At 52.7% G+C, this 12,823-nt stretch carries 12 protein-coding genes; 2 read left to right on the top strand and 10 right to left on the bottom strand.

Translation table 11 applies throughout. The annotated features are described in order from the left end of the window. Positions 1-204 precede the first annotated feature (204 nt). Positions 205-1,185 (bottom strand): alpha-ketoacid dehydrogenase subunit beta, encoded by a 981-nt coding sequence (locus tag PV433_RS13730; protein WP_190931990.1) that lies wholly within the window; start codon positions 1,183-1,185, stop codon positions 205-207. A gap of 3 nt (positions 1,186-1,188) precedes the next feature. Then, positions 1,189-2,271 (bottom strand): pyruvate dehydrogenase (acetyl-transferring) E1 component subunit alpha, encoded by a 1,083-nt coding sequence (gene pdhA / locus PV433_RS13725; protein ID WP_190931991.1) that lies wholly within the window; start codon positions 2,269-2,271, stop codon positions 1,189-1,191. A 322-nt stretch (positions 2,272-2,593) separates the two neighbouring features. On the opposite strand from pdhA, the gene PV433_RS13720 reads away from it, so the two are divergent. Next, complete coding sequence (locus PV433_RS13720) at positions 2,594-3,322, top strand: alpha/beta hydrolase (protein WP_332072653.1); 729 nt, start codon at positions 2,594-2,596, stop codon at positions 3,320-3,322. Between the two features lie 128 nt (positions 3,323-3,450). Then, positions 3,451-4,398 carry a M15 family metallopeptidase gene (locus tag PV433_RS13715; RefSeq protein WP_332072652.1) on the top strand — a complete coding sequence of 316 codons (948 nt, stop codon included), beginning with the start codon at positions 3,451-3,453 and terminating at the stop codon, positions 4,396-4,398. Positions 4,399-4,803: 405 nt separating this feature from the next. Here the strand turns inward: PV433_RS13715 and PV433_RS13710 are convergent, their stop codons facing one another. The 8 genes from PV433_RS13710 to PV433_RS13675 all read right to left on the bottom strand — a co-directional run bounded on the left by PV433_RS13710 (position 4,804) and on the right by PV433_RS13675 (position 12,816). After that, positions 4,804-5,625 carry a lipoate--protein ligase family protein gene (locus PV433_RS13710; RefSeq protein ID WP_332072651.1) on the bottom strand — a complete coding sequence of 274 codons (822 nt, stop codon included), beginning with the start codon at positions 5,623-5,625 and terminating at the stop codon, positions 4,804-4,806. 223 nt (positions 5,626-5,848) lie between these two features. Next, positions 5,849-6,775 (bottom strand): metallophosphoesterase family protein, encoded by a 927-nt coding sequence (locus PV433_RS13705; RefSeq protein WP_190931996.1) that lies wholly within the window; start codon positions 6,773-6,775, stop codon positions 5,849-5,851. 5 nt (positions 6,776-6,780) lie between these two features. Continuing rightward, positions 6,781-7,452 (bottom strand): hypothetical protein, encoded by a 672-nt coding sequence (locus PV433_RS13700; RefSeq protein ID WP_190931997.1) that lies wholly within the window; start codon positions 7,450-7,452, stop codon positions 6,781-6,783. Positions 7,453-7,469: 17 nt separating this feature from the next. Next, a complete protein-coding gene (locus PV433_RS13695; protein ID WP_332072650.1) occupies positions 7,470-8,309 on the bottom strand; it encodes an HAD family hydrolase in 840 nt (279 codons plus the stop codon). Further along, positions 8,299-9,456 carry an ABC transporter ATP-binding protein gene (locus PV433_RS13690; protein WP_332072649.1) on the bottom strand — a complete coding sequence of 386 codons (1,158 nt, stop codon included), beginning with the start codon at positions 9,454-9,456 and terminating at the stop codon, positions 8,299-8,301. The genes PV433_RS13695 and PV433_RS13690 overlap by 11 nt, the downstream gene beginning before the upstream one ends. 45 nt (positions 9,457-9,501) lie before the next feature. Continuing rightward, positions 9,502-10,401, bottom strand: a complete 900-nt coding sequence (locus tag PV433_RS13685; RefSeq protein ID WP_223837170.1) for a carbohydrate ABC transporter permease — start codon at positions 10,399-10,401, stop codon at positions 9,502-9,504. Positions 10,402-10,448: 47 nt separating this feature from the next. Next, entirely contained in the window at positions 10,449-11,447 is a 999-nt protein-coding gene (locus tag PV433_RS13680; protein WP_223837171.1) for a carbohydrate ABC transporter permease, read from the bottom strand. Continuing rightward, positions 11,434-12,816, bottom strand: a complete 1,383-nt coding sequence (locus tag PV433_RS13675) for an ABC transporter substrate-binding protein (RefSeq protein WP_332072648.1) — start codon at positions 12,814-12,816, stop codon at positions 11,434-11,436. Before PV433_RS13675 ends, PV433_RS13680 begins: the two co-directional genes overlap by 14 nt. Between the last annotated feature and the right edge of the window lie 7 nt (positions 12,817-12,823).

The following is a 12,823-nucleotide window of genomic DNA, read 5'->3' as shown; positions in this document are numbered from 1 at the left end:
CATCCAACGCTGTTTTTACAGAAATAAGAGCTTCCACAAGCTCTTATTTCCGCATCACTGCCATACTGCCTGCCGGCCCCCGCCATTCGGTTCGGTTCCGTATCGCTCCGTCCGGTCAAGCTGCGTTTGTGCCATTTTTGAAGAAACGTCCTGCAGCTTCACTTGAAAGCCGGTGCCGGATGGGCAGCCAGTGAACTCATTTATTTAGAAGTTCAATACTTGATTAATTCCTTCGATAATCCGAGCTGGCGTAGGCAGCCATTCGTCTTCGACTTGTCCGAACGCGTATACCGTATCCGGAGCCGCTACGCGGAGGACTGGAGCTTCCAGATGCAGGATCGCTTTTTCGTTCACTTGAGCGATCACTTCGGCAGCGATTCCGGCTGTCTTCTGGGCTTCTTGTACGACGATCGCACGGTTCGTCTTCTTGACCGATTCCACGATCGTTTCGATATCAAGCGGCATAAGCGTACGCAGGTCGATGACTTCGACGGACACGCCTTGCGACTTCTCGATCTCTTCGGCGGCTTTCATCGAAGTGTGAACCATCGCGCCGTAAGTGAGGATCGTCACGTCTTTTCCTTCGCGGACGATATTCGCTTTGCCGATCGGCACGGTATACTCGCCTTCCGGTACTTCCGCGCGGAACGCACGGTACAGCTTCAGATGTTCCATGAAGAAGACCGGGTCGTTGTCACGGATTGCGGAGATCAGCAGTCCTTTGGCATCGTACGGGTTCGAAGGGATAACCACCTTGATCCCCGGAGTTTGCACGAGCATACCTTCGAGGCTGTCCGTGTGCAGCTCAGCCGCTTTTACGCCGCCGCCGAACGGAGTCCGGATAACCATCGGAGCCGTGTAGCTTCCCCCGGACCGCCAGCGCAGACGAGCCGCTTGCGCTACGATCGAGTCCATCACTTCAAAGACGAAGCCGATAAACTGTACTTCCATAATCGGGCGGAACCCTTGCACGCAAAGACCAACCGCCAAACCGCCGATACCGGACTCGGCCAGCGGCGTATCGAATACGCGTTCTTCGCCGAATTCTTTCTGAAGTCCTTCTGTAGCTCGGAACACGCCGCCGACATGACCGACGTCTTCGCCGAATATCATAACGTTCGGATCACGCTGAAGCTCCAGCTTCATTGCTTCATTAATCGCTTGAACCATCGTTAACTGTGCCATCGCTTACTTGCCCCCCTTGCCCGCAAACCAAGCTTTTTGCTCTTCCAGATGCGCCGGCGTCGTTTCGAACATCGAATCAATCAGGCCCGGAATCGTCATTTTCTCCGTCTCTTCCGCCTTTTTGATTTGCGCGTTGACGTGCTCCTTCGCTTCTTCGATCACTTTGTTCTCTTCCTCTTCGCTCCACAGCCCTTTCGCTGTCAAGTACGTGCGGAAACGGACGAGCGGATCGCGTGTTTCCCAGTCGCCGGATTCTTCTTTCGTTCTATATTTGGACGGATCGTCGCCGGACATCGAGTGCGGGCCGAACCGGTACGTAATCGCTTCTATCAGAGTCGGTACACCTTCGAGCGCATGCTGGCGAGCTTCGGATACGGCTTTGTATACGGCAAGCACGTCCATACCGTCGATTTGTACGCCGCGAATCCCGGCAGCGACCGATTTTTGGGCGATCGTAGCAGCCATCGTTTGTTTCGCGCGCGGGGTCGAGATCGCATAACCGTTGTTTTGGACGAAGAAAATACAAGGAAGCTTAAACGCTCCCGCGAAGTTCATTCCTTCGTAGAAGTCGCCCTGGGAGCTGCCGCCATCGCCCGTATAAGCGATCGCTACGTTTTGCTTGCCGCGGCGCTTAAGACCCATCGCAATGCCGGGAGCTTGTACGATCTGAGCCCCGATAATGATTTGCGGGAGCAGCACATTGACGCCTTCCGGAATTTGTCCGCCATGCTGATGTCCGCGGGAATAAAGGAATGCCTGGTAGAGCGGAAGACCGTGCCAGACGAGCTGCGGCATATCGCGGTAGCCCGGGCATACCCAATCTTCTTTGTCGAGCGCAAATTCGCTCCCGATCATGGACGCTTCCTGACCGGATACCGGCGCGAAAAATCCGAGCCTGCCTTGACGGCTGAGCGATACGGCGCGCTGGTCCCACGTGCGGGTAAATACCATGCGGCGCATCAGTTCTTTCAATTGATCGTCGGACAAATTCGGAGCGGCTTCCGGGTTCACGATCTCGCCGTTCGGAGACAGGATCGAGAGCGGCTGGATCTCGTCGATCCGAACTTCGGACAATGGCTTGCTCATCGCTTTCACCTCTGAAATGGTTTTAAGTATTGGGTTATACAGAACAGCAAACTGTTATAGTATATTGAGCACCCTGTTTCATAACAATGTCAGCTTTTCAAGCCTGAAACCACTTGATTTTAGCGGAAACTCGTATGTAACAGAGTACCACCATTATATAGTACAGTTCGACAAAAATCTATAGCATTCGATCAAAACTTTTTCTATTCCGCCCCTCGCTGTTATAATGATTGGATTGCGGCCAGTCGTTTTCGGCGGCAGCCGTATCTCCAATTAGTTTACACTTAACGAACCATTTTCAATCGGAAAGGAACATGCCGCAATGAACGATGACCGTTACACCAAACGCACGATCGTAAAGGAAGAAGTACGCTCCGCTTTTTTGCCGGAAGCCAGAAGCGTCAAAATATACATGCCCCCGGGCTACAATGAACTGATGTCTTACCCGGTGCTGTATTGCCAGGACGGCGAGGACTTCTTCAACTTCGGCCGGACCGCGACGACCATCACTCGGCTCATCCTGGACGAAGGGCTGGAGCCCGCGCTCGTCGTTGGCGTCGATGTGGACAAACGGGTTCGTACCGATGAATATTCCCCGAACGGCTCCCGGTTCGAGGCGTACTGCCGCTTTTTCGCGGAGGAGCTCGTTCCTTATATCGAAGAGCGTTATCCTGCAAGACGGGAGCGGGCGGACCGCGTCATCGCAGGTGATTCGCTGGGCGGCACGGTATCGCTCCATCTCGCCCTGGATTATCCGGAGCTGTTCAACCGGGTGCTGTCGCTGTCCGGCGCTTTCCTGGAAAGCACCCGCAGCCGTCTCGCCGCCGAAAGCGACTTGTCATGGCTGGAGTTGTACATGCTAATCGGCCTGCAGGAGACCGCCGTCGAAACGTCTTCGGGCACGTTCGACTTCCTGAACGAAAACCGGTTAACCCGGACGATACTGGAAGCGAAGGGGACCAAGCTGGTCTACGAAGAGAAGGACGGCAAGCATATTTGGGGCTTTTGGCAAAAAGAGCTGCCCGGAGCACTAACCCGTTTCTTCGGATAATTTCCTTCCTGCTCAAAACTTGTCATTTCTGCGGCACTGCAAACATGAAACATCCTGCGGTATAGCAACGTCTATTTTTATGTGCAACACCGACACCGATTATACGCATTGGAGGAAAGCAACCGATCATGAAGCGAAAACGTTCCAAAACCACGGCCGCTCTGCTGCTGACCGGCCTAGTATTCATTGTCGCGGCTTGCGGCGACAAACAGGCCGCTCCTCCGGAGGGCACCGCCGGATCGGATAAACCTGCCGTTGCGGCGCCGGGCGGCGCGGGCACGGACCCGAATCCGACCCAGAGTCCAAAGGTGCCCGAATTAACCGGCTCCCCGAATCCGCCCAAAACTACGGACCCTGCGCCGTCAACCGGCAACGGGACCGGAACGGGCACAGGTACTGGTACAGATAAACCTGGCGGGAATAACGCCGCAGGAGACAAAAGCTCCGCCGGCAACGGCGATCCCAAAGCAGTTCAGGTCGTCGCGAAGCCGGCGGATGTCGCGGTGCTCGTCAACAAGACGTACCGGTTGCCGGACAATTACAAACCGACCGATCTGGTCGAACCGGACATCCCGTTTATCTTCAAGGAGAAAAGCGATAAGCGATTGATGCGCAAGGAAGCGGCAGGAGCGCTGGAGAAGCTCGTCGCCGCCGCGAAGAAGGACTCGATCTCCCTGGCCGGCGTATCCGGCTTCCGGACCCAGGCGACGCAGAAGACGCTGTTCGACAACTACGTGAAAAAGGACGGCGAGGAAGCCGCTCGCAAATACAGCGCCGTCCCCGGACACAGCGAGCACCAGACCGGTCTTGCGATGGACATATCCGGCAGCGACGGCAAATGCGCCGCCTCCGACTGTTTCGCCGATACGAAGGAAGCGAAGTGGCTGGCCAAAAACGCGGCCGAACACGGTTTTATCATCCGTTATCCGAAAGGCAAGGAGAGCATCACCGGCTATCAGTACGAACCGTGGCATCTCCGTTACGTGGGCACGAAGATCGCCAAGGATATTGCCGATAAAGGAATCACCCTCGAGGAGTATATGCAAAGCGCAAATGCCGTGCAGGCTGCCAAGTAAATTGGCTGGGTAAGGCAAATCGGATGACTGTCTCCAAAGTTTTTTATGCGATTTTGCAAGCTCCTGGTTACTGATTTTTCTTGAGAAAAAGGACCTCAGCTTCCACTTTATGGCGGAATTTGAGGTCCTTTTCGTTTGCGGGTCAGCACGTTCCCTCATGTGATGCGACATGGTTTGGGACAGTCCTTCTTTGACATACACCTTGTGTCTGGCGAATGCACTTCACGACGATGGGGGTATACTGGGGCACCCAGCCGCATCAGCCGAAACTTCCGCCATCGGGAGACGCTGCTTAAGGCGATTTCGCAGTATCGCATCGCGCGAATAGGGGCGGCGCCCCGTCCTTCAGCCGCTCAGACGCCATACCCGGCACCCGGCACACTCGGCACCTGGCTCATCCGTCCCTTATTCCGCAGGCTCCCGGCTGTCGTAACGGCTGCGCAGCAGTCCGGCCATCCGTTCCAGCTCCTGCATCGAAGGCTTGTCCGGATGACGGCCGATCGTCCCGCCCCATTCCTGCAGCGTCTGCACGAGCGCTTGGACGAACGTTTTCCCGGTGACGCCGTAACCGCCCAGTTCGGCCAGGGTGGCCATCGTTTCCGGTTCTACGACCGGCACGTCCTTCTCTAGGTTGCCTCCGGTCGCAAGCTCATAGAAGGAGCGGATCAATTCGCCGCGCCGCACGGCATGCCCTTCGGCGGCTACGAACGCATTCACGATAAACGCCTTCGTCTGGCGCCGCTGCGAGATGCCGCACAGCTTGCGTCCGTTGACGCTGACGTCGTACTCGCCCGGACAATAGGAGCCACGCACTTCGCCCTTATCGGCATCCAGACCGAGCTTGCGGAAGCTTTCACGGATGAGCGAGTACATCAGCTCGAAGTCTTCCTTGAACTCCAGCTTGCCGCCCGGATTCGGCATGACGATGGACAGATTGACGATACCCGGATCGAGCGATACGGCCGCTCCACCCGAATTTCGCACACCTACCTGGTAGCCATGCAGCCTGAGCCATTCCATCGCTTGTTCCACATGCGGCAATCTGCGGTCGCGCAAACCCAGCACAACCGCCTTCTCGTGCCTCCAGATGTGCACGAATGCAGGCGCGCCTTCGCCGATTTTTTGACAGAGCAGCTCGTCATAGGCGAATGGGAACAAGATGTCGCCGAGCAGCGTATTATCGCTTGTATTTTGAATGTAAAATGGAGACGGTATCCCTCCGCTCATATCCACTACTCCCCGATCCTGACAGGATTTAAAAGAAAACCAGTTAGAGAATAGCATGAAACAGCGAAATGTTCAATGTCAAACAGCTCGTTGTCTCATACAGATTGCTGATTGTGAAGGCGCTGTGTAATGAAAATATCTCCACGATCCGAGGAAGGATAGATTGTGCTTACGAATAAAAAACAGACGCCCCGCATACAAAGGAACGCCTGCTTTTTTTATCCTAAAGGTTCGAGCCCGTCATAAGAACCTGCGAGATGTTATGGTCTTCATGATGAAGCCAAGTATCGAAGCGACGTTCATTTTCATGCAGGACGATGACCCGTCCTCCGCGTTTGAAAGCGGGATCGTTGTGGGGATAACCGTTATAGCCGGTTTTTAAGCCGTAGCAAAGCCGAATCCTGCGATATTCGCCGCAGTAATCGTTGACATGATCGTGTCCGACAAACGTAGCCATTACGTCCCCTTGCTCCACCATCGCTGTGAAAAAACCCGAATTAAGCTTGGGAGAGCAAACCTTCTCCCCCTTCCGGCCAACACAGTTCCCCGTCTCCCATACGGTATCGTACTCGGGAAGCGGGATATGGAAGAAAGCAAGCGCAGGAATCGTCCGGCCCCAACGATGCCGCATCGCCTCGGATGTCTTCACATACCACTGAATTTGATCGGTATGGATCCACTCATAATCGTCGCCGTCATACTGCCCGGAATCGAGCATGAACAGCGCCCCTCCCGCACTGCCGTCCCTAGCTGTCACAGTAAGGGCATGATTGCCCAAACCGTGAAGTTCCGACGGCCCTGCTTTGGCAAAACAATGTTGGCGCGTCAGAACGGCCTCCATCAGCTCTTCCTTATCAAAATCCTTCTTATCGGCGTCGTGGTTGCCGAATACGACAGTCCACGGGACCCCGAGCCGTTCAGGCGCTTCCGTAGCCTGCAGAAAAGAGACCGGCGGATGAACGCTCTGCATGCTTCCAATGACATCGCCGGTATAAACGACCAGATCAGGCTGCTCCTTCGCAATGATCTTTTCTGTTAACTGCAAGGTGCTCTGGTCCTTCTCGTCACCGTTATGCCAATGCAAATCAGTAAACTGTACAATTTTAAACGTGCCGTCCTCGCGAAAACGCAGCTTCTTCTCATGCTCCATTACACTCACCGCCTGTCTTCCAGAAAGACCGCGGCAACAACGGCCGTATTCATATCTTCGCGTTCGGGCCGAAACTGTTCGATGCGCATCTTATACCGTTCCTGCAGGGAACTGACGCCGTTGAAGGCGACAATTTTCTCCCCCCGAATCGTGCCATTTACGACAATTTCAGCTCCAAGCGGGTCATGAACGCGCTCATTCTTGACGGAAGTTACAGCTCCCTGGTAGGAAGCGTACTCTCCCGTACAGCCGCAATGCGGGCACTCGTCCACATAGGGATGAAGCGGGCGCGGACGATCGACCTCATAGTGAACGCTCGCGGCATACTGATAATATTGGATCCCGTCTAATTCAACGAGCTGGCAGGACTTCAACGCTTCATAATAAAACCGCAAATGGACACAATGATCATGGCTGCGAGCTCCGTCTTCTCCCAGATGGATTGGCTGCAGCCCTCTTCTCCTTGCGAATGCGTCGCAGCCTTCGGCATTGTGGCTATAACCAAAGTCATTGGCCATATCGATGCATGTCTCCAGCTCCCGCATGACAAGATCTCTTGCGGCTCCGTAGGAAGGACAGAGCGTGGTGTTGACATAAAACCAGACATTCGGATAACGCGGGCAGGTGCTTGGAAACTGCGAAGCATGCGGCATCATAGCTTGAATCGTTGTGGACATATTTATTCCTCCTCAGATCACGGTTCAACCCGTTTGGTTTGTTCAATTGCATCGATCACTTCAAGCAGCGCATCTTCGTCATTGTTTCGCAATGTGACCCAGCTTGCCGATTTTTTCAAATCCGGATGAGCATTATTCATTGCAATGCCGTGAAATGCTGAAACCATCTCCATATCGTTCAAGCCGTCGCCGACCGTAACAAGCCGCTCTTCCGTCCCTTCAGTCATTTCAAGCAGCCGGCGGCATGCCGTTCCCTTGTTGATGCCCGGCGGCAGCACTTCAAGCATACCAGGCTCCGATATAACTGAATTCAGCTCACCAGGCTCTAGATCGAGAAACACCCGCTTGCAGTAATTTCTAAATTGCTCAATTTGTTGATGTCCGCCCAGAAACATCATTTTGTTGATCCGCTTCCAATCGCCGCATATGCTCGTATACGGCAGTTGCTCTACATGTACGCCGTCTTTTAAGCTGATTTGACTGATTCGATCTGTCATCTCCGGCGTAAAAATGCGTTCATTCACAAAAACCAGAAGATCCAGGCCAAAACGTACGCTCGTCATACTGTACAGATTCATAATCATTTCCGTATACGGCAGCGGCAGAAAGTGCTCCTCCCAATATACTTTTTGCAAGGGATCGTATATCTTGGCTCCGTTAAACAAAATGACCGGCATCGTAATTTTTAATTGCTCAATATACGGCTTCGCGCTAATCAGCGTGCGCCCTGTCGCAATCGTAATATCTCCGCCGTTCTGACGAAAGAGCTCGATGCGCCGCACCGTACTATCGCCAATCCGCTGTCTTGAATTGAGCAGTGTTCCGTCTAAATCCGCGATGATCCATTTACCGCGCAACCGCCATCCGTCCTTCCTCCTGAATGGCGAGGGCTTCATGAGTATCTTCCTTTACCATCAGATTTTGCTCGGATTCGGCATCGAATAAATAACGGAAATGAGCTACTTCCAGCCGGACTTCGTCCCCTTCGCTGACCGCATCGGACAGATCGGCATACATCTTGATCTCCTGCTCTCCCGCGACAAGATGAAGCAGCTTTTCCCGGCCCGTAAATTCAATCATGCTTATTTTTGCGCCTAGGGATGGCTTGGCCCCTCCCTTTCCATCGCTTCCAAGTTTTGCCTGATGAGGACGAAATCCAAGCAGCAACCGCTGGTTAGCGACGATGTTCCCGCTCACCGCCAGCTCCGCAGGGAGGGTAAGCACATCCGGCGTTCCCGCAACACGAATGCTGCAGCCGGGACGTTCCCAGTGACACTCCAGCCTGTTCATCGCCGGCATGCCCAGAAACTGTGCGACGAACCAGTTGACCGGGTTATTATATAACTCGTCCGGTGTTCCAAACTGCTGCAGCACGCCGTTATTCATCACAGCAATCCGGTCGGACATGGACATTGCTTCCTCCTGGTCGTGTGTCACCATTATGGTTGTAATCCCCAGACTCTTTTGAATGCGGCGAATTTCTTCCCGCAAGCTCATCCGCAGACGTGCGTCCAGGCTGGACAGCGGTTCGTCGAGCAGAAGCAGCCTCGGCCGCTTCACCAGCGCTCGCGCGAGCGCCACACGCTGCTGCTGTCCGCCAGACAATTGTCGCGGCTTTCGCTTCAGAAAATCGGACATCTGAACGATTTCAGCGGCATCTTTGGCCCGTTGTTCCGCCTCTTTTTTCGGAACTTTAAGGTTGCGAAGCGGAAACGATATATTTTGAAGCACATTCATATTCGGGTACAAGGCCGGATTTTGAAACACCATTCCGATATTCCGGTCTTTCGGGTGCACATAATTCATCAGATCATCGTCAAAATAAATGCTGCCCTTGGACACTTCATGAATGCCCGCGATCATCAACATCGTCGTACTTTTTCCGCAGCCGCTTGGGCCAAGCATTGTCACGAACTCCCCATCCTCGGCCCGCAAATTGAAATCGTGCACGGCCGCCTTACTCTCTTCAAATGATTTATACAAATGCTCGATTTGGACACGCACGACAAACACCTCCGTTCCCGATTTGGGCAACCTCTGTCGCCCGATTTACAGCTTCATTCTCATTAACGCCTTCTGCGAGAAGAAATAGAGCACCACACACGGCAGCATATAAAATGTGGCCAATGCCATAACCTGACCGTAGCTTGCGGAAGATGTCTCGTTGTACAGCGACTTGATGACAACCGACAACGTACTGATGCTGTCATCGAACAGAAACACCGATATCATGACATACTCGCCCCATCCGCTCAAAAAGGCGAATAACGAGATCGCCGCAACGCCCGGCCAGATATGAGGGAGGAAGACGGTCATAAATGTTTTCAGACGTCCGCATCCGTCCGCTTGCGAGGCCCATGTCAATTCTCTGGGCACTTCATCGAAGAAGCCTTTAATAATCCAAGTCGACATCGGAATACCGCCCAGAACCTTCAAGATCATAATGCCTGTAAGCGTATTGAGCAGTCCGACTGTATTTAAAATATAAAATGCCGCGATCAGTCCTGTAATAGCGGGGAAGGCATGCGTCAGCAGGGTGGATTGGAGTAAAATCGTCCTGCCCGGGAAGCGGGTCTGCGAAATGACATAACCCGCAAGCAAAGCAAACAAAACCTCAAAAATGGATGTACCTGTCGCAATAAAGAGCGTATTCAGAAAGATCGTCCAAACGCTTGGATAGATATAGCCGTCAATGTTCAGTTCAGACCATAAAAAACTCCAGTTCTCAAGCGTCAGATTTTTAGGTATCAGACCAGAGTCGCTGAAAGAGACCAGCACCATCCAGACATAAATAGCCATCAGAGGCAGCGAACCGGCCGCCATGAGTGCAATCGAGAACACGTTCGGCATGGACTGCAGCCATTTTCGTCTGCGGTTGATCCAACTCCCGTGATCGGCTTTGCGGCGGTTTTCGTCCCGTTGTCCCATTTCCGCCTGCATCATTTTCATTTCCACGAAACCTCTTCCTTTCGCAATAGGCTTATGAAAAAAGGCTGTCAAACTGATTTCATAAGCTTGCTGAACCCGAACAGCCGATATGAAATGACCATCACCAAAATGACAATCGGCAAAATGAACAGCGAGATCGCCGAGCCGTAGCCGAAATCAAGCGTAAAAAACGCGGTGTGAAAAGCATACAGAGCCCAGGTTTCCGACCGATGCATCGGTCCGCCGTCAGTGAGCAGAAGAATCGATTCATAGCTGGTAAACAGAGAGAGCCCCTGCCAAATTAGGATGAAGGTGAGCGGCCATTTGAGAAAAGGAATGATTAATTTTCTCAGAATGGTCATTTCATTCGCCCCGTCTACCTTGGCCACATAAAAATACGATTTGTCAATGGACTGAATGGCCGATGAGAATACAACCATCGACAATGACGAACCCATAACGCCGGACAGGGCGATATTAATCAGCAGCGGATAACGGTCCAGCCAATCCACCGCTTCCCAACCGTAAAGATGAAACATGAGCGTGTTCAGAATTCCGTAGGAGCTGGAACTGAAAATCCACGTCCACAACAGCGCCTCAACAACTCCCGGTGATACCCGGGGCAGCAGCCAAATCATCCGAAAAAAGGTGCCTAAACGTTCCGAACGGATGTAATAAGTGGTGGTGAGAGCGATAATCAGCCCCCACACCACCTTAATGAACAGCGTTACAGCAACAAATAACACGGTATTGAGGACAATCAGCCCGATTGCAGGATCAAGCAGCGCTTTCTGGAAATTGATCAGACCGTTAAACTCCCAGCGAAGCGCCGAGTCCATCGAAGTAAAGGAAATGAGCACAACCATCATGGCGGTTATAGTAAACAGTACGTATTGATTAAACATGAAGGGCGAAAGCATCATACCGAATACGGTATTTTCCCTGAATTTACGCCAGCGTGTTTCTTTCTTTCCGGGGATTTGGCTCATCTTTGCTGAGTCTTCCAATTCCAAAGCACCTCGCTTGCCTTTTGTTGGAGCGAACCCCGATTCCTTACTTGAACGCATCGCCAAGGTTCAGCTTCATCTGCTTTTCCATCCAGGAAACAGCCTGCTCCGGTGACATGTCTCCGTTTACGATGTTTTGCGTCGCATCCTTCAATATTTTTTCGAACTTCGGCTGATCCGGATGATTCGGCATGAACCGGGAATAGCTGGTCAAATATCCGACATAATTGAGCCATGCATTTTGCTTCACCGTATCGTACTCCTGACCTTCCTTCGTAAACGGGATATGCGACGTTTGCACGCCATGCTCAGCTTGAAGCTTCGGCGAACTGACTTCCACCAGCAGCCGGGTGACCAATTCGGGATGTTTCGTTTTTTTCGGAACTACGTAAACCCACGGATTGGACACGGTGACCGGCTTCATCCCCTTTTTCGCCGTCGGCATCACCATGACGCCGATATTGTCCATGACATATTCGGAGGTGACATTACCCAGCTTGTTATGCATACCGCGCGTCCGCCACTTTGCCTCGTCCCAGATGCCTGCCTGCAAAAACAATACATCATCGTTGATCATAGCCTTGAGCATGTCGTCCTTCCCGGTGGACAGGAACGACCGTTCCATGGTACCGTTGTTTACCGCCTTGGACAAAAACGTAAAGGTATCCGTCAATCCGGCTTTGTCGAGCACGTATTTTCCCGCCTGCGCATCATACACTTCGGTACCATGATTGAGGAAAATGATCGGCAGATCCTTGCCCCCCGCCGTCAGCAGCAGACCGCCGCCTGTCGCTTTCTGATCGACAGCTTTTTGGGCCAATTCAGCCATTTCGGCCAGCGTAAACTCGCCATTTTCCGCTTTTTGCGGAAGCGATTTGATCTGATCATCCGTCCAGCCGAGTTTCTTCAATACATTCTTATTGAAAAAGATAGGCCGTGCTTCCGTATCTTGAATAACACCCCAAATCCGGTTGTCCCATTTCACTGCATCCCAATAACCGGGCATCAAGTTTTCAAATACTTTTTGCTGATCGATCCCCTCGAGCGGCAACAAATAGTCTCCATCGGCCATCCAGCCGACTTTTGAATATCCGGTCGCATAAATATCAGCTGTGTTTCCCGATTTGGAAGCAAAGATGAAATGTTGGTCGAACTCCTCTTCTCCCATCGATTTCACAATTTGTTCGACTTTAACGCGCTGCTTCGATCCTTCTTCCTCCAGCTTCTTGTTCAAGCTTTCTGCGGCTTCGACAAAGTTGGTTACCCGGGTTGGAGCGGAAGCGTCGCGTGTCATCACCTCTATGGTAACGATCTCGACTCCTCCCTCCCCCTTCTCCGCTGCTGTACCGGACGGCTCCGCTTTGGAACAAGCAGCCACCAACAGCATCAAAATACATACGGCAGCCCAAATAGAAGTTCGCTTCTTCATTCCTGTA

The sequence above is a fragment of the Paenibacillus sp. GYB004 genome, assembly GCF_036577605.1.
GTDB classification, from domain to species: Bacteria; Bacillota; Bacilli; order Paenibacillales; family NBRC-103111; genus Paenibacillus_AB; species Paenibacillus_AB oceani.
This window is presented reverse-complemented; position numbering and strand designations above follow the sequence as displayed.

Bases quoted from the DNA above. Each gene is read 5' to 3' on its own strand.
- PV433_RS13675 (WP_332072648.1), bottom strand. From the start codon at position 12,816: ATGAAGAAGCGAACTTCTATTTGGGCTGCCGTATGTATTTTGATGCTG.
- PV433_RS13720 (WP_332072653.1), top strand. From the start codon at position 2,594: ATGAACGATGACCGTTACACCAAACGCACGATCGTAAAGGAAGAAGTA.
- PV433_RS13715 (WP_332072652.1), top strand. From the start codon at position 3,451: ATGAAGCGAAAACGTTCCAAAACCACGGCCGCTCTGCTGCTGACCGGC.
- pdhA (WP_190931991.1), bottom strand. From the start codon at position 2,271: ATGAGCAAGCCATTGTCCGAAGTTCGGATCGACGAGATCCAGCCGCTC.
- PV433_RS13710 (WP_332072651.1), bottom strand. From the start codon at position 5,625: ATGAGCGGAGGGATACCGTCTCCATTTTACATTCAAAATACAAGCGAT.
- PV433_RS13705 (WP_190931996.1), bottom strand. From the start codon at position 6,775: ATGGAGCATGAGAAGAAGCTGCGTTTTCGCGAGGACGGCACGTTTAAA.
- PV433_RS13730 (WP_190931990.1), bottom strand. From the start codon at position 1,185: ATGGCACAGTTAACGATGGTTCAAGCGATTAATGAAGCAATGAAGCTG.
- PV433_RS13700 (WP_190931997.1), bottom strand. From the start codon at position 7,452: ATGTCCACAACGATTCAAGCTATGATGCCGCATGCTTCGCAGTTTCCA.
- PV433_RS13685 (WP_223837170.1), bottom strand. From the start codon at position 10,401: ATGAAAATGATGCAGGCGGAAATGGGACAACGGGACGAAAACCGCCGC.
- PV433_RS13680 (WP_223837171.1), bottom strand. From the start codon at position 11,447: ATGCGTTCAAGTAAGGAATCGGGGTTCGCTCCAACAAAAGGCAAGCGA.